At 42.2% G+C, this 16,686-nt stretch carries 16 protein-coding genes, 2 tRNA genes, 1 rRNA gene and 1 other RNA gene; 17 read left to right on the plus strand and 3 right to left on the minus strand.

Going from position 1 to position 16,686, the window contains the following annotated elements; translation table 11 throughout:
- Positions 1 to 31: 31 nt before the first annotated feature.
- Positions 32 to 700, minus strand: a complete 669-nt coding sequence (locus AC0VYJ_RS00090; protein ID WP_194222563.1) for a deoxynucleoside kinase — start codon at positions 698 to 700, stop codon at positions 32 to 34.
- A complete protein-coding gene (locus AC0VYJ_RS00095; RefSeq protein ID WP_194222564.1) occupies positions 697 to 1,338 on the minus strand; it encodes a deoxynucleoside kinase in 642 nt (213 codons plus the stop codon). The genes AC0VYJ_RS00090 and AC0VYJ_RS00095 overlap by 4 nt, the downstream gene beginning before the upstream one ends.
- 182 nt (positions 1,339 to 1,520) lie before the next feature.
- Between AC0VYJ_RS00095 and AC0VYJ_RS00100 the strand changes: the two genes are divergently transcribed.
- From AC0VYJ_RS00100 to AC0VYJ_RS00135, 8 genes are all read left to right on the plus strand, one after another.
- Complete coding sequence (locus tag AC0VYJ_RS00100; protein ID WP_475366271.1) at positions 1,521 to 2,717, plus strand: cation:proton antiporter; 1,197 nt, start codon at positions 1,521 to 1,523, stop codon at positions 2,715 to 2,717.
- Between the two features lie 215 nt (positions 2,718 to 2,932).
- Positions 2,933 to 4,039, plus strand: coding sequence for a 4-hydroxyphenylpyruvate dioxygenase (gene hppD / locus AC0VYJ_RS00105; protein ID WP_475367432.1), 1,107 nt, complete (start codon positions 2,933 to 2,935; stop codon positions 4,037 to 4,039).
- Positions 4,040 to 4,081: 42 nt separating this feature from the next.
- Positions 4,082 to 4,711, plus strand: a complete 630-nt coding sequence (locus AC0VYJ_RS00110) for a flavin reductase family protein (protein WP_430243119.1) — start codon at positions 4,082 to 4,084, stop codon at positions 4,709 to 4,711.
- 5 nt (positions 4,712 to 4,716) lie between these two features.
- A complete protein-coding gene (locus AC0VYJ_RS00115) occupies positions 4,717 to 5,646 on the plus strand; it encodes a fumarylacetoacetate hydrolase family protein (RefSeq protein WP_194222568.1) in 930 nt (309 codons plus the stop codon).
- A complete protein-coding gene (locus tag AC0VYJ_RS00120) occupies positions 5,609 to 6,766 on the plus strand; it encodes a homogentisate 1,2-dioxygenase (RefSeq protein WP_475366272.1) in 1,158 nt (385 codons plus the stop codon). Before AC0VYJ_RS00115 ends, AC0VYJ_RS00120 begins: the two co-directional genes overlap by 38 nt.
- Positions 6,767 to 6,872: 106 nt before the next feature.
- A tRNA-Arg gene (locus AC0VYJ_RS00125) sits at positions 6,873 to 6,948 on the plus strand.
- A gap of 185 nt (positions 6,949 to 7,133) precedes the next feature.
- The gene (locus AC0VYJ_RS00130; RefSeq protein ID WP_475366273.1) at positions 7,134 to 8,396 is read left to right on the plus strand and encodes a hypothetical protein; all 1,263 of its coding nucleotides are present in this window, start codon (positions 7,134 to 7,136) and stop codon (positions 8,394 to 8,396) included.
- A gap of 82 nt (positions 8,397 to 8,478) precedes the next feature.
- Positions 8,479 to 9,465, plus strand: a complete 987-nt coding sequence (locus AC0VYJ_RS00135; protein ID WP_430243093.1) for a hypothetical protein — start codon at positions 8,479 to 8,481, stop codon at positions 9,463 to 9,465.
- A gap of 35 nt (positions 9,466 to 9,500) precedes the next feature.
- Here the strand turns inward: AC0VYJ_RS00135 and AC0VYJ_RS00140 are convergent, their stop codons facing one another.
- Complete coding sequence (locus AC0VYJ_RS00140) at positions 9,501 to 10,124, minus strand: cysteine hydrolase family protein (RefSeq protein WP_475366274.1); 624 nt, start codon at positions 10,122 to 10,124, stop codon at positions 9,501 to 9,503.
- Positions 10,125 to 10,224: 100 nt separating this feature from the next.
- Between AC0VYJ_RS00140 and tadA the strand changes: the two genes are divergently transcribed.
- The 9 genes from tadA to AC0VYJ_RS00185 all read left to right on the plus strand — a co-directional run bounded on the left by tadA (position 10,225) and on the right by AC0VYJ_RS00185 (position 16,457).
- Positions 10,225 to 10,731: a tRNA adenosine(34) deaminase TadA gene (gene tadA / locus AC0VYJ_RS00145; RefSeq protein ID WP_475367433.1), complete on the plus strand. Its 507-nt coding sequence runs from the start codon at positions 10,225 to 10,227 to the stop codon at positions 10,729 to 10,731.
- A gap of 33 nt (positions 10,732 to 10,764) precedes the next feature.
- Positions 10,765 to 10,857 (plus strand) — tRNA-Ser (locus AC0VYJ_RS00150).
- A gap of 99 nt (positions 10,858 to 10,956) precedes the next feature.
- Positions 10,957 to 11,223: signal recognition particle sRNA large type (ffs, locus tag AC0VYJ_RS00155), an RNA gene on the plus strand.
- A gap of 140 nt (positions 11,224 to 11,363) precedes the next feature.
- The gene (gene dnaX, locus AC0VYJ_RS00160) at positions 11,364 to 13,061 is read left to right on the plus strand and encodes a DNA polymerase III subunit gamma/tau (protein WP_194222573.1); all 1,698 of its coding nucleotides are present in this window, start codon (positions 11,364 to 11,366) and stop codon (positions 13,059 to 13,061) included.
- A gap of 43 nt (positions 13,062 to 13,104) precedes the next feature.
- Positions 13,105 to 13,425, plus strand: a complete 321-nt coding sequence (locus AC0VYJ_RS00165) for a YbaB/EbfC family nucleoid-associated protein (protein WP_370314437.1) — start codon at positions 13,105 to 13,107, stop codon at positions 13,423 to 13,425.
- Positions 13,426 to 13,436: 11 nt separating this feature from the next.
- Positions 13,437 to 14,033, plus strand: a complete 597-nt coding sequence (gene recR, locus AC0VYJ_RS00170) for a recombination mediator RecR (RefSeq protein WP_194222575.1) — start codon at positions 13,437 to 13,439, stop codon at positions 14,031 to 14,033.
- Between the two features lie 17 nt (positions 14,034 to 14,050).
- Positions 14,051 to 14,266: a YaaL family protein gene (locus tag AC0VYJ_RS00175; protein WP_194222576.1), complete on the plus strand. Its 216-nt coding sequence runs from the start codon at positions 14,051 to 14,053 to the stop codon at positions 14,264 to 14,266.
- 70 nt (positions 14,267 to 14,336) lie between these two features.
- Complete coding sequence (locus AC0VYJ_RS00180) at positions 14,337 to 14,603, plus strand: pro-sigmaK processing inhibitor BofA family protein (protein ID WP_194222577.1); 267 nt, start codon at positions 14,337 to 14,339, stop codon at positions 14,601 to 14,603.
- Between the two features lie 302 nt (positions 14,604 to 14,905).
- A 16S ribosomal RNA gene (locus AC0VYJ_RS00185) occupies positions 14,906 to 16,457 on the plus strand.
- Positions 16,458 to 16,686 lie beyond the last annotated feature (229 nt).

Genomic DNA, 16,686 nt, shown 5'->3' on the forward strand with positions numbered 1-16,686 from the left:
AAAAGCTATCCAACGGATAGCTTTTTTTAGATTATCTACTTAAAGAAGGGATTTGTTGAAATTTCTGTTCAATACGCTTTAAGATAAGTTCAACAGAGGATGGGTCGTTAACTAGATCATACTCATTGATATTTAAGCGGAGAATTGGACAGGCATTGAAACTGTCAATCCAATTTGTATAGCGCTCATACATTTCTTCCCAATAAGCAGTTGGCGTTTGCTGCTCCATCGGACGGCCACGCTCTTTAATGCGATCAACGACATCATCAAATGATCCTTCAAGATAGATCATTAAATCAGGATGGGGGAAGAAAGGCGTCATCACCATAGACTGAAACAGATTCGTGTAAGTATCATAGTCAACAGCTGACATTGTTCCTTTTTCATAATGCATTTTTGCAAAGATGCCTGTATCTTCATAAATGGAACGATCCTGAACAAATCCTCCACCATATTCAAACATTCTCTTCTGTTCTTTAAAGCGCTCAGCAAGGAAATAAATTTGCAAGTGAAAGCTCCAACGTGAGAAGTCATTATAGAATTTCTCTAAATATGGATTGTTATCTACTTTTTCAAGAGAAGTCCTAAATTGTAAGGCGTTAGCAAGTGAGCTCGTAATGGTAGACTTCCCGACGCCTACCGTACCAGCGATTGTAATGACGGCATCCTGTGGGATGTTGTATTTTTCTCTGAGATTCATTTAACAGGGTCTCCTTCTTTCAATGTTTTTTCGAGGGATTGGAAGATGGTGTGTAAATCATCTTGATTGGACACAAAATCCATCTCATCACCATTGAAACGGAGCACGGGAATATCAGGATGATGTGCTTCAAATTCTTGCATAAACCGTTCATAGTCAGATGAAAGACGCTCAAGGTAAGCGGGATCGATGCTTTTTTCAATCTGTCTTCCACGTTGTGAAATACGGTTAAGCAGCGTTTCAAGGCTAGCATTTAAATAGATAATGACGTTCGGTTCGGGCATTCCTTCGGTTAGAATGTCATAAATCTTCATATATTTAGAAAAGTGCTTGTCACTAAGTGTCTGTTGGGCAAATATCTTATTCTTAAAGATGTGGTAATCGGAAATAACGGGAAGCTGTTTTGATAAATGATGCTTCTCCATTTCCTCTAACTGTTTGTATCGATGGCTGAGAAAAAACATCTCGGTTTGGAAGCTCCACTCTTCAATGTTGTCGTAAAACTTACCGAGAAAGGGATTCTCTTCTACGATTTCTTGAAAAAGTTCAAATTGATAATGAGCAGCAATCGCTCGAGATAGGGAGGTCTTTCCAACTCCGATGGGGCCTTCGACGGCAATAAATGGGGTCTGGTTCATACGTATCCTCCTCCGTCGTTTCCTATAGCAGACCTTGCTTATCTTTGAATAGACAAAGATTATTGTAGCATACACCACGAACTGTTGACAGGGTTAAAGGAAGCAAGTTAGAGGTAAATAAAGCCTGCCTGTTTGAAGCCTAAATGGAGTAGGGAATGACACTAATACAAAGGAGTGAAATCATGGATTCTAATCAGATCTTAATTTTACTGTTCATCGGTTATTTAGTTTATACGATTGATAAAAAGCAAAAAAACTTCCCTGCACCACTGGTCTTATTAGGTTTAGGAATAGGACTTTCTTTTCTTCCGTTCTTCAGCTCCGTACATATAACGAAAGACATTATCTTTGAATGGTTTCTACCTGCTCTTCTTTTTATTTCTGCGTATCAGTTTCCGTTTGCTCATCTAAAAAAGCACGCGGGTATTATTGCCGCATTAAGCACGCTGGGATTACTATTGAGTGCTCTCCTCCTCGGTAGTTTATTATTTATTATGAGCGGGCCGTTCCTTTCATTATCATTTGTTGGGGCTTTATTAATTGCTTCTATTCTTACACCTACTGATCCCGTCTCTGTGGTCTCGATTTTAAAGCAGGCTTCAAAAGATCCAAAAATAGCAGATGTGGTCGAAGGTGAATCGATGGTGAACGATGGAACGAGTATCGTTCTTTTTACAGTGTTCGCTGGCATGTATCTTGGTGATGAGAGCTTTTCTATTAGCTCGTTTATTTATGACTTTGCTCTTGTGTCAATTGGAGGAATTGCGATCGGAGCGATATTTAGTTGGATTGTCTGTCGAGCCATTTCTTTTACACACCAGCGACAATATCAGGTGATGCTAAGTATCGTGCTCGCTTATGGAAGTTTTTATGTAGCAGAAAATCTTGGTGTGTCAGGAGTTCTCTCCGTCGTTGCAGCTGGAATCATGCTTTCACATGAACTTGATGGCTTTATTAAAGAATCACACTATAGAGAATACCTTAATAGCTTCTGGGAAGTTGTTGAGCCAAGTATTCTGTCATTGATTTTTCTATTGATTGGGATTGAATCAACAAACTATCTTGATTTTAACTACTGGGTATTTGCAGGATTGATCTTTCTCGCATCTGTAGTTGTTCGTTTCCTTGTGCTTGCAGGTATTATTAAATCATTTACAGCCTGGCGTAATGAATTTAATTGGAAAGACATTTCGCTTGTTACCTGGTCCGGCATACGGGGAACGATGTCGGTTGCACTTCTTCTAAGTTTGGAATCTGAGTATGGTTCAGGAGATAGTACGCTTATCTCTCTCACGTTTGGGGCTGTGTTGCTATCTCTTGTTTTTCAAAGCGTGACGATCTATCCGATGTCTAGTTATTTTGAGAAAAAAGCGAAATGACCTGTGGTGTAAGCGAATTCTGCGATATTTTAGTTTTCCCGCGAAAACTGCATTTATTTCCACGGTATAGAGAAGGCGCCGTTTCTAAACGCTCGTCTTCGCTTTTCATTTACTGCGTTATGGCTTTAGCATATGTTCTTGAAATGTTTGGAAAAAAACTATACGTTTAAGCTGAGTGACAAACTATATTTGGAGGGATGATTGTGCAGGAGCAAATGATGAATCAAAATCAACAGGAAACGGCTGATTTTTTCCCGGTGCGTGATGTGGATTATTTGGAGATTTATGTTGGAAATGCGAAACAGGCTAGTCACTATTTTTGTAAGGCGTTTGGATTTACGCCGGTAGCTTATTCAGGGCTTGAAACAGGGGATCGTGAAAAAGTATCTTATGTGCTGCAGCAAAATAACATTCGTCTCGTTTTATCAGGTGCACTGTCGAATGATCACCCAATTGCGGAGTTTGTCAAATTGCACGGAGATGGCGTTAAGGATATCGCTCTTACTGTAGAGAATATTGATAACGCTTACAAAGAAGCTGCTGAGCGAGGAGCGATTGAACTAAGTCCACCGAAAGAATATAAAGATGAGCATGGCGTAGTGAAGATGGCGGTTATTGGTACTTATGGTGATACCATTCATACATTAGTTGAACGAAAAAACTACTCCGGGCTTTTTCTTCCTGGGTTTAAGGAGTTTGAAGGGAAAATCCCTTCAAAGGAAACGGGGTTACTTGGTATCGACCACTGCGTTGGGAACGTGGAATCAATGGAAGAGTGGGTTTCTTACTATGAAAATGTGATGGGCTTTAAGCAAATGATTCATTTCGATGATGAAGACATTAGCACAGAGTACTCTGCGTTAATGTCGAAAGTGATGCACAATGGGGGACGCATTAAATTCCCGATCAATGAGCCTGCAAATGGGAAACGTAAATCACAAATTCAAGAATACCTCGATTATTACAATGGTCCTGGTGTGCAGCATATTGCTGTCCTGACGAATGATATTGTTGATACAGTTGCAAAACTTCGTGAGGGTGGAGTTGAGTTTCTTGAAACACCAGATGATTATTATGATGCGCTTACTGAGCGAGTAGGTGAGATTGATGAAGAGATAAGCAAACTACGCGAGTTAAAAATTTTAGTGGACCGTGATGACGAAGGGTACTTACTTCAAATTTTCACAAAACCTGTTGTCGATCGACCAACGTTATTTATTGAAGTTATTCAGCGTAAGGGTGCGAAAGGATTTGGAGAAGGAAACTTTAAAGCGTTGTTCCAAGCGATTGAACGAGAGCAGGAACGAAGAGGCAACTTATAGAAGATTATTTTCAATCTGCTTTAAGAAGGAGTTGCCTTTTTCATGAAAGTTCAACCGAATACTTTGGGATGGAAAGATGCCTATAAATTATTGATTGGATCTATTCTACCTCGGCCGATCGCATTTGTATCCAGTATAGATGAGAGCGGTGAGACGAATCTTGCTCCTTTTAGCTTTTTTACAGGGATATGTGCGGATCCTATGATGGTTTGCTTTTCTCCGATGCGAAAGGCTGGTGCAGGAGATAAGAAAGATACGCTCTTAAACATTGAAGAATCAAAGGAGTTTGTGATCAATATCGTTGGTGAGAAAATTGCTGAACAAATGAATGAGTGTGCTACGCCTTTTCCAAAAGGTAAGGATGAATTTCTGGAGGCTGGACTTACAAAAGTAGAAAGTGAGCTAATTCGTCCTCCTAGAGTGAAGGAGAGTGACGTTCAGCTCGAATGTGTTCTTGATCAAATCGTTGAGTTTGGTGAGCATGAAGGCTCAGGTAGTCTCGTTATCGGAAAAGTTGTGATGGTTCACGTGCGTGATGAGTTATATAAAGATGGCAAGATAGATACGGAGATGCTCCAACCAGTTGGGCGTTTAGCGGGTCAGGAGTATACGAGATCTATAACAGATACATTTACATTGAGACGAAAAACATCTCCTGATGGAAAGAGCTGAGGCCGTTGAAGTTCGTTACTTTCGAAGTAGAGGGTAGAAGACAAGCTGGTATTTATAAGGACTCGCGTATTATCGGATTACATGAGGCTTCTAATGGTGTTATTCCAGAAGATCTCATGAGGATCATTGTCGACTACCCGCGTTATCAACCGCTTATTGAAGCATGTATAAATGGTGATTATGAACTCGAAAACGTTACTCTATATGCGCCTCTTCCGCGTCCACTGAGCATCCGAGATTTTTATGCCTTTGAAGAACACGTGGTCACTGCACGAGGGAAAAGAGGGCTTGGTGTTGTGCAAGAATGGTATGAGCTTCCGGTCTTCTATTTTTCAAATCATCTTGCGGTCAAAGGACCAGGGGATGTAATTCTACGACCTAAAGCATGTGAAAAGCTAGACTATGAATTAGAAATTGCATGTGTCATTGGAAAAGAAGGGCGCAACATAAAAGCAAATCAGGCGAAAGACTACATTTTCGGTTTTATGATTATGAATGACTGGAGTGCGCGTGATCTTCAAGCACAAGAAATGAAAGTCGGCCTAGGTCCAGCGAAAGGAAAGGATTTTGCTACTTCCTTCGGTCCCTTTCTAGTAACGATTGATGAGCTTCCTATGGAACATGGGAAGCTTGATTTACAAATGGAGGCATTCGTAAATGGCGAGCGTTATTCCTTGGGAAATGCGAAAGATATGTACTATTCCTTTGGTGAGATCATTGAACAGGCCTCCCGCAATGTTACCTTATATCCTGGAGAAGTACTCGGTTCAGGCACGGTGGGAAGCGGGTGTATTCTTGAACAGACAGATCGTATCTTTCTACAGTCCGGCGATAAAGTTGATTTAGCTATTACGAACCTTGGCACGCTTTCAAATGTCGTGGGGGAGGAGGAAGAGTATGGTTTACTATCGAAAAATGGGAGAGGTTCCTTCTAAACGACATACAACGTTTAAAAAAGAAGATGGTTCCTTATACAGGGAACAAGTGATGGGAACGAAAGGATTTTCGGGTGTTCAATCGATCTTGTATCATCACCATTTTCCAACAGCGGTGACAGATGCGACCTTTCTAAAGAATATAGCACCAGAGTATGAGACAGAAAGCGCCCTTCGCCATCGTCATTTCCGAACAGCACAGTGCGACAAAAAAGGTGATGCGGTTGTCGATCGATGTTATTTCCTAGGGAATGAAGATGTGATTCTCGGGATCGTGAATCCTACGAAGACAATGGATTACTTTTATCGTAATGGGGATGGCGATGAACTTTTCTTTATTCATCACGGTTCAGGGAAAATCGAGACGATGTTTGGGGAAGTCTCTTATGAAGCTGGCGACTATATTGTCATGCCAATTGGAACCATTTACCGCGTTATTCCAAAAGGGGAGGATAATCGCTGGTTGGTTTTAGAAGCAAACAGTGCCATTACGACTCCGAGGAGATATCGAAACGAATATGGGCAGCTGATGGAACACAGTCCATTCTGTGAACGAGATTTCAACGGGCCAGATCGTCTTCTATCTTTTGATAAAAAAGGATCGTTTGAAGTAGTAACGAAAACACGTGGGGGGTTGCACCGCCATATGTTCGATCATCATCCGCTTGATGTTGTCGGCTGGGATGGCTACCTTTATCCATGGAAGTTTAATATCAACGATTTTGAGCCGATTACAGGGCGAGTGCATCAGCCGCCACCAGTGCATCAAACCTTTGAAGGTCATAATTTTGTCGTCTGCTCATTTGTGCCAAGGCTCTATGACTATCATCCAGACGCCATTCCAGCACCTTATTTTCATAGCAACGTTGATAGTGATGAAGTGCTTTACTACGTTGAGGGGAATTTCATGAGCCGGAAAGGTATTGAGGAAGCGTCGATTACCCTTCATCCTTCAGGTATCCCACACGGTCCGCATCCAGGAAAAATTGAGGCAAGCATCGGCAAAAAAGAAACGCTTGAGCTTGCTGTAATGATCGATACATTCCGACCACTTAAGGTCATTGAACACGTTCAGCAATATGAAGATGAGAATTATATGAAAAGCTGGGTCACAGAATAACGAATTGGGGAAATGAACGGCAGTCGCGTGATCACTTGATCACGCGATGATTATGTTGCACGATGCTTTTGCTTTTATGTATTTTCATGTATAATGTTATTCATTCGGCCCCGTAGCTCAGGGGATAGAGCAACGGTTTCCTAAACCGCAGGTCGGAGGTTCGATTCCTCTCGGGGCCACCATTTAAATCCTTATATGATAAGGGTTTTTTATTTTGTTCTTTTTACCCTCAGTTTTCTACGATTATCCATCTCACCCTTTTTTTTACTTTAACACTATCATTTATAAAGCCAACTTCATAAAAGGAAACACCAATCCATTTAGCGAAAGAGTAACGAACGATTCACTGGAAATGAGTGAGCTGATGATGGGGAAGCGTAAATGGTTTATGCTCATTGTTCTTTTAGGAGCAGCTTTTATCACGTTTACATTTATCGGAAAGGAAAAGAAGATTTCCGATGATGTTTTAACTGTGGAAAAGGCTGATGATATCGTCCCTTACTTTAAAAGCATCACTCCTGGACTTGAACTAGCAATAAAGTCAGGAGATTATCAAGCATATGAAGGTCCTTCACTACCAAAAGATTTTAAAATAAACGTGGATAGCTTCTGGTACTCTCGACACAATGTCTTTGTTTTCTATCATGTTGATGTGTCGGATAGTAAGTTTGTCATAACAAGAGATAGAGAAGATCTCCCTAAAATTGATCAACTTGTGATGGAAGATGGTTCGGGTAAAGCATCTGTATTGGAACTCGTCGAAACAGGTGAAGGTGTACTGTTTGAAGATGACTATTATATGAAGGGAACGTTTCAAGCTGTTACTCATTCTGAGACAAACGAGCCTCTTCAAAAATGGAATGGAGCACTAAAGGCAATCGTAAGTGGAAAGCGATCTGCTACCGTTGAAGTGCCTGTGTCTTATGAGTACGAAAAGGAAGAAAAGATCACAAGACAAATAAATGAAACAAAGAAATTTGTAGAAACAATTGTAACTGTTTCTCAATGGGAGAAGACGCCCTCTGATAGTCGTCTCATACTAAATATCAATTCTCCTCTTTCAAAAATTGTTGATATGGATTTGAAGATCTCAACCAATGAAAAAGAGATAGCGCCGCTAATAGTAGAAGAGATCAGCGGTCAATACTCAGTATCTTTTCCAAGTGGAACCGAGCTACCCGAAGCCATCCAACTCTATGGGCTGATTGGCGCAACTTCAAAGGAAATCATTTTCGAAGTTGATCCGAATCAATATGAAATTTATAAGCAGATTAAAGAATCGACTTACACGCATCGAGTAGATGAACCTATCACTACGATGTATGGTGCTGAAATTGTTAAGGAGACTCTCTATTATGATGATCATGGAGTTACATTTCACTTACTAGTGAATCAAATTGCTACGGAAGGTCTTTCCTTAAATTTGTTGTATAAAGATCAGATCTTGATAGAAACCGTCAATGAGAGGAATGAGAAACGTCACTTGAGATTACTTGGGGATGAAGAAGATCGATTGACGTTTAAGATTGACCGTGGGTTTTATGAACGGTCTGAAATGATTCAAGTTAAATTAACGAATCTCCCCGTGTATGTGAAAACAAACTGGTTAATCAAACCTCCGAATGAGTAATGCTCATTGTTAAAAAATGCAAGCTAAAGCAACGTAAAGGTGATATGATAGAAATAGTATGGAGAGTTGGGAGGCTTTCAAGTTGGACGATTGGAAAGGGACTTTGGCAGAACTATTTCGTGCTGTTGGCATCAATCTTAAATCAGAGCTTTCTCCCGTGGTTGATGGTATAAAATCTGTTTTCTCAGATAATCCGTGGGGACAGCTTTTCTTATTATTGCTTATCCTTCTCATCATTGCTCAAGGTATGAGCGCGATTGCTCGGCAATATGATCGTGCTTTCAGGCAAACGATTGAGCGGAAGATGGAGACGAATTCACATCTACATAATTTTTTTAAGGGTTTTTTGCATCATAAGCGTTCAGAAGGCTGGATGAGAGACGCAGCCTGGCAACAAAAAGAGCTTCAGCGCTTTGATTTATATGAATTGGAATGGCTGAAAGCGGAACTTGCAACAGCAGAAAAAGACTTCCGCGATTATCGACCACAGACTTTTTTTGCTGGCACCCTTTTTTCGGTGAGCATTCTTTTTCTAATCTGGTATTATGATTGGACGATTTTCGAAAAGGAAGTTCTGACCATTTTGTTACCAGTTCTCCTTGTTATATGGTGTATGGGTCTCGTGTTTTATAAGGTTGGTATTAAGAAACGCTTCTATCAGTCTTTGGATACTAGCGTCCAACTGGCGATTTCGACAAAAAAGGTCCAGGATGTGATGATGTACATCGATTCTGATTTAAAGCGATATAAAACAGAGCGTGTGACAACTGACGGGGGATATTATGAAGTTGTTCGCTGCATGACCTGTCTTTACCATTCAAAATATCTTGAAGAAGTTCGCTTCCAGATCAATGATACGACCCTTGCCTTTGCGGCTAAAGAACGTGTGATTGAAGTTACAGTAAATAGCGGATTCGGCAATTCGTTTTTAATCGATCGTCTTGAGTTTAGAGACGGCTACTGTCAGAGTCTTCGTAAAGGTAGCAAGCTTTTCGATGATAAATTAATGGTTACGTATTTAAATGCTGCTTTTGAACAAAGACCGGCTTATTTTCAAACAAGCTCATAACAAATGACCCCTCTTCTATGGAAGAGGGGATTTTGTTATCCTTCATAAGCTGTTGTTGTATTTCGCTGATTCGCTTTTTCAATAAGGTTGTCAATATCCAATTCAGTTGAAGCTTGTGTAATGGCTTTTAAGTTTCCTTCCATTAAGCGGAGGGCATAGTCATTATCCTCCTTAACGTTAGAGGCACAGCAATCAGATGGTATATAAAGATCGTATTCCCTCATATAAGCATCATTCGCAGTAAAGAGCACACAAATGTTTCCTGCAAAACCAGTTAGAATAAGTGTGTTGACGTTCAAGAATTTGAGCAACGTTGAGAGTGGGGTTGAGAAAAAGCCAGAATGCTTCGGTTTCACAACAGTATAATCATCGTCTTCTGGCTCAAGGCGATCAACAAGATGTTGTCCATTTGCTTCGGCTGCATAGTTGATGACCTTTTTGAAGTCAGATTGCCATAAGCCGTAATTATCATTAACATAGATAACAGGCATCCCTTTTGCTTTCGCTTCTTTTTTTAAAGATTGTATATTGTCTGCTGTTTTCTCTGTGTATCTAGCAAGAAGTTCAGCATCTTCGAAATCCATTGTATTGATCACATCAATTAATAAAAGAGCGGCTGAAGTAGTTTGATGGCTATGTTCAATGTGTTTCTTACTCATATGAACTCCTCTCCTTTAAATGAATTGGAATAATATGTAGTTTACCCAAACGATTAATAGATAAAACGACTGTAAAGGATGGAAATGAATGCAGGACCAAATTGAAAAAGATGAGCAGTTTATGCGACTTGCTATAACGGAAGCACAGAAAGCTTCAACCATAGGTGAAGTACCCATAGGCGCAGTCATTGTAAAAGATAATGAAGTGATTGCCTCTGCATATAACCTTAGAGAAACGGAACAACGATCTGTAGCCCATGCAGAGTTGCTTGCGATTGATGAAGCATGTCGTAAAGTGGGGTCTTGGCGCTTAACTGACTGCACGTTATACGTAACCCTTGAGCCTTGCGCTATGTGTAGTGGAGCGATTGTTCTTTCTAGAGTAGAGCGTGTGGTCTTTGGTGCCTACGATCCAAAGGGTGGATGTGCTGGGACATTAATGAATTTATTGGAGGATCCACGTTTTAATCATCAAGCAGCTGTAACGCCAGGTGTTTGTGAAGAGGAATGTGGAAACATGTTATCAGCTTTTTTTCGTGACTTAAGACGAAAACGAAAAGAAGAAAAGCAGCGATCGTCAATCATTGAAAATCAGAAAGAGACGTGATATAGTTTTTTTGTCAAAGAGACAACGTTAGATGGAGGCGTACCCAAGTCTGGCTGAAGGGGGCTGACTCGAAATCAGTTAGGACGTTCACGCGTCGCGGGGGTTCAAATCCTCTCGCCTCCGCCAGTTACATTTATCGGTGTAGTAGACCTGTTGCTAAATTGGTCGAAATACGATATACTTTATCTTGCACCATTCGAGTGCACAACAATGTTATCAAATTTGCCGTGCTAGGTGGGGAATTAGCGGTGCCCTGTACTCGCAATCCGCTACAGCGAGACTGAATCCCTTCCCGAGGTTTAGCTACTGCGGGGTCTGCCCTGAATAAGTGGTGTTGACATTCGGGTCCTGCGCAACAGAGTCCTATGAACCCTGTCAGGTCCGGAAGGAAGCAGCAGTAAGTAGGTACCCTCTGTGTGCCGCGGGAGTGCCCGGATCGAGCTAACTGTTCAGGTAACGCCTGTGGTTGCTTTATCAAAGGAAGGTGCACGGTTTACTTAATTTAAATGCTCAAACTCACTCTTCTAATAGGGTGAGTTTTTTAGTATCGTTTTATCTGATTGTCTTTTGAATTAGAAGCGGTGAAAAGGTATAATAGAAATGTATGAAGAGGTTAGGAGGAGAGTAGGCGAATGAGTTATCAAGCGCTATACCGCGTTTGGCGACCGCAAACGTTTGAAGATGTGGTTGGTCAAGGGCATGTAACAAGAACAATTCAAAACGCACTCATGCAGCAAAAAATCTCTCACGCCTATTTGTTTACAGGACCTCGAGGAACGGGAAAAACGAGTGCTGCGAAAATTATTGCGAAGGCCATTAACTGCGAGAAGGCACCTGTTGCTGAACCATGTAATGAATGTTCAGCATGTCTCGGGATTACGGATGGTTCGATTTCAGATGTTATTGAAATTGATGCTGCCTCTAACACAGGTGTTGATGACATCCGTGATATTCGCGATAAAGTAAAGTATGCGCCGAGTTCTGTTTCTTATAAGGTGTATATCATAGATGAGGTTCACATGCTTTCAACTGGAGCGTTCAATGCCCTTCTGAAAACGTTAGAAGAGCCACCAAAGCATGTAGTATTTATTCTTGCGACCACTGAGCCGCATAAAATTCCATTAACCATCATTTCCAGGTGTCAGCGTTTTGATATGAGAAGAATTACGGCGCAGGACATCGTTGGACGGTTACAAACAATTATTAAAGCGCAGGATATAGAGGTAGAAGAAGATGCGCTTTATCAAGTTGCTCGAGCAGCAGATGGTGGGATGCGAGATGCGTTAAGTATTCTTGATCAGGCAATCTCATATAGTGAGGCTGAAGTTGTATTAGATGATGTGCTTGCAGTAACAGGAAGCGTGTCCCAAAAAATGATCTCGAAAATTGCGATGGCTTTCTACAATAAAGATGTGGCAGAAGCTTTGAACGCAGTAGAAGAATTAATGGATCACGGGAAGGATGCTGCTCGTTTTCTAGAAGACTTAATTTATTACTACCGAGATTTACTGCTATATCAAACCGCGCCTCAGCTTGAGGAAGTAGTTGAACGGGTGAAAATCGACGAAACGTTTCAGCACTTGGGAGATCGTTCTCGGAAAGAATGGATTTATACTGTTATTGAGACATTGAATCGATCGCAGCAGGAAATGAAGTGGACGAACCATCCACGAATCTTTCTGGAATTAGCGCTTGTTCAAATCTGCCAGGAAGAGACGAGTAGTCAGCCTATACAAGGTGGAGAAGACCAAAATGAACTACTTGATCGTATTCAAAAGCTAGAAAATGAGTTGAAAACACTCAAGGAGCAAGGCGTTACGGTTAAGCAACAAGAAGAAGGTTCTGAACCAAAACAGAAGAAACAATTTAAACCTTCCAGACAGAAATCCGGCGTATCTCATGGTAGAATAAAAGAGATGCTGAAGAAAGCTACTAAGCAAGATTTAATGAAAGTAAAAAGCGTGTGGGGAGAAGTGATGGAGAACGTTCGTCAGGAAAAAGTCTCAGCACATGCCTGGTTGAAAGATAGTGAGCCGGTGGCCGCTACAGACAACACTTTTCTTTTATCTTTTCAGTATGACATGCATTGCCAGATGGCAATGAAGGACAACATTCGTGGTACGCTTGAACAAGTATTAGCACGAACGCTTGGTAAACAGTTAGAAATGGTTGCAATTGTGGAACAAGAATGGAAGGAAATTCGCACAGAATTCTTGAAAACAAGAGATGAACCAGAACCTGATCAAAAAGGGGCTGAACCGGCGGAAGATCCATTGATCGCTGAAGCAAGACGTCTTGTCGGCGATGATTTATTAGATATTCAAACATAAAAATGAACAATAACTAAGGAGGAATTTTTTTATGAAACGTGGCATGGGTGGCGGAGGAAACATGAATAACATGATGAAACAAATGCAAAAAATGCAAAAGGATATGGCGAAAGCTCAAGAAGAACTAAAGGATAAAATCGTTGAAGGTACAGCTGGCGGCGGTATGGTTCTAGTTAAAGCGAATGGTCATAAAGAAATCCTTGAAGTAATTGTAAAAGAAGAAGTCGTAGATCCAGATGATATCGACATGCTACAAGACCTTGTGCTTGCTGCAACGAATGATGCACTACGTAATGTAGATGAATTGGTAAACAAAGACATGGGCAAATTTACACAGGGTCTTAATATGCCAGGAATGTTTTAGGGGGTACGCAGGTGCATTATCCTGAACCAATATCAAAACTGATCGACAGTTTTATGAAATTGCCGGGAATCGGACCAAAAACGGCGGTCCGCCTGGCTTTTTTCGTTCTTGAAATGAATGATGATGATGTCCTTGATTTCGGAAAAGCGTTAGTTAATGCAAAGCGTCAGTTAACTTATTGTTCTGTGTGTAATCACATTACAGACACCGACCCTTGTCGTATTTGTTCAGATAGCCATCGCGATGAGACGATTATCTGTGTCGTTCAAGATGCTAAAGATGTTATTGCTATCGAAAAAATGAAAGACTACACAGGTTTATACCATGTTCTTCATGGTGCTATTTCTCCTGTTGAAGGTATTGGGCCTGAAGATATCAAGGTACCAGAGTTATTGAAACGTCTGCAGGATGATAAGGTAACAGAAATTATACTAGCGACGGACCCGACGATTGAAGGAGAAGCAACAGCGATGTATATTGCTCGCCTGGTTAAGCCTACAGGTATTCGTATTACTCGTATTGCTCATGGTCTCCCTGTTGGGGGCGATCTTGAGTATGCTGATGAAGTCACCCTTTCAAAAGCAATGGAAGGACGTCGTGAATTGTAGCATCAGGAGGGAAGCAAATGTTCTTCAAACGTAAAGGCTATTTGCGGAAAGACGCTGATGAGCGTTTGATTCAGACGCTATACGAATTAAAAGATGTATGGAACAATCAAAAAGAAATCGTAGAGCGCAGTGTTGAGCCTTCTGGAGCCGTTCTTGCGAAGCTTAAAGTGGATGAAGCAAAATACTTCTTTCTATTAAAAGAAGCAAAACGAAGAAAGATAAGAATGGGATAAACCTCCCGTTCTTTTTTATTTGGACAGACATATGCTTTAGTAATTCTGAAAAAAAGAGCGGAGGCCTATTATGGATCCTAAACTTATTATTGGCTTATTTGTCTTCAGTATTGTTTTGCTTCTTTTTGTGGGGGCACCACTGAAGCCGATGCGTTGGATTGGGCAGGGGTTAATCAAGTTAGCAATCGGTGCATTACTTCTATTCTTTCTCAATACATTCGGCACTCCATTTGACCTCCATGTTCCTATTAATCCCGGGACAGCAGTGATCACCGGTTTTCTAGGCGTTCCTGGCCTTATAGCTCTGGCTGCAATTGAACTGATTTTGATAGGTTGAATGAAAAGGACTCATGTAACTAAAAGAGTCCTTTTTTGTTTTTCTGAAATAACTTTTGAAAAAGGGGTTGCGTAACAGAGTTAACCCTGATATAGTTATAGAAGTCGCCGCAACAACGCGGTTGACGCCGAAAATAATTTCAAAAAAGTTATTGACGCTGACGGAGTTAATATGGTATATTAATAAAGTCGCTGAAAACGACATTGAAAGAAACAAATCGATCTTTGAAAACTGAACGAAACGCCATGTAAGTAGTTGTTTCTACGGAAACAAAACATTGTTTTAAAGCTAGATTAAGCTTTCTATCGGAGAGTTTGATCCTGGCTCAGGACGAACGCTGGCGGCGTGCCTAATACATGCAAGTCGAGCGAAGAGATGGGAGCTTGCTCCCTGATCTTAGCGGCGGACGGGTGAGTAACACGTGGGCAACCTGCCCTGCAGACTGGGATAACTCCGGGAAACCGGAGCTAATACCGGGTAATACATCGCACCGCATGGTGCAATGTTGAAAGTTGGCTTTCGAGCTAACACTGCAGGATGGGCCCGCGGCGCATTAGCTAGTTGGTAAGGTAATGGCTTACCAAGGCGACGATGCGTAGCCGACCTGAGAGGGTGATCGGCCACACTGGGACTGAGACACGGCCCAGACTCCTACGGGAGGCAGCAGTAGGGAATCTTCCGCAATGGACGAAAGTCTGACGGAGCAACGCCGCGTGAGTGACGAAGGCCTTCGGGTCGTAAAGCTCTGTTGTTAGGGAAGAACAAGTACCGTTCAAATAGGGCGGTACCTTGACGGTACCTAACCAGAAAGCCACGGCTAACTACGTGCCAGCAGCCGCGGTAATACGTAGGTGGCAAGCGTTGTCCGGAATTATTGGGCGTAAAGCGCGCGCAGGCGGTCTTTTAAGTCTGATGTGAAAGCCCACGGCTCAACCGTGGAGGGTCATTGGAAACTGGAGGACTTGAGTGCAGAAGAGGAGAGTGGAATTCCACGTGTAGCGGTGAAATGCGTAGATATGTGGAGGAACACCAGTGGCGAAGGCGGCTCTCTGGTCTGTAACTGACGCTGAGGCGCGAAAGCGTGGGGAGCAAACAGGATTAGATACCCTGGTAGTCCACGCCGTAAACGATGAGTGCTAGGTGTTGGGGGGTTCCACCCTCAGTGCTGAAGTTAACACATTAAGCACTCCGCCTGGGGAGTACGACCGCAAGGTTGAAACTCAAAGGAATTGACGGGGGCCCGCACAAGCAGTGGAGCATGTGGTTTAATTCGAAGCAACGCGAAGAACCTTACCAGGTCTTGACATCCTCTGACAATCCTGGAGACAGGACGTTCCCCTTCGGGGGACAGAGTGACAGGTGGTGCATGGTTGTCGTCAGCTCGTGTCGTGAGATGTTGGGTTAAGTCCCGCAACGAGCGCAACCCTTGATCTTAGTTGCCAGCATTTAGTTGGGCACTCTAAGGTGACTGCCGGTGACAAACCGGAGGAAGGTGGGGATGACGTCAAATCATCATGCCCCTTATGACCTGGGCTACACACGTGCTACAATGGACGGTACAAAGGGCAGCAACACCGCGAGGTGAAGCGAATCCCATAAAGCCGTTCTCAGTTCGGATTGCAGGCTGCAACTCGCCTGCATGAAGCCGGAATTGCTAGTAATCGCGGATCAGCATGCCGCGGTGAATACGTTCCCGGGCCTTGTACACACCGCCCGTCACACCACGAGAGTTTGTAACACCCGAAGTCGGTGGGGTAACCTTTATGGAGCCAGCCGCCGAAGGTGGGACAAATGATTGGGGTGAAGTCGTAACAAGGTAGCCGTATCGGAAGGTGCGGCTGGATCACCTCCTTTCTATGGAGAATTACGAAGGTAACTTACGTTACCAACCTTACATGAGCGTTTCGTTTAGTTTTGAAAGAATGATTTATTCTTTCAAACCAGGTGAAGTGATGAAGCTTAGGCGGATTCAAACAGTAGCCTTGTTCCTTGAAAACTAGATAGCACAAACAACGACATCCAATAATTATTTTTTATGCAATAACTTAGTAATAACTGATGCGTTATGGCAGCAATGCCTAAC

The organism is Anaerobacillus sp. 63XJN7_5_ISO-PGPR-S23-430 (assembly GCF_056173695.1).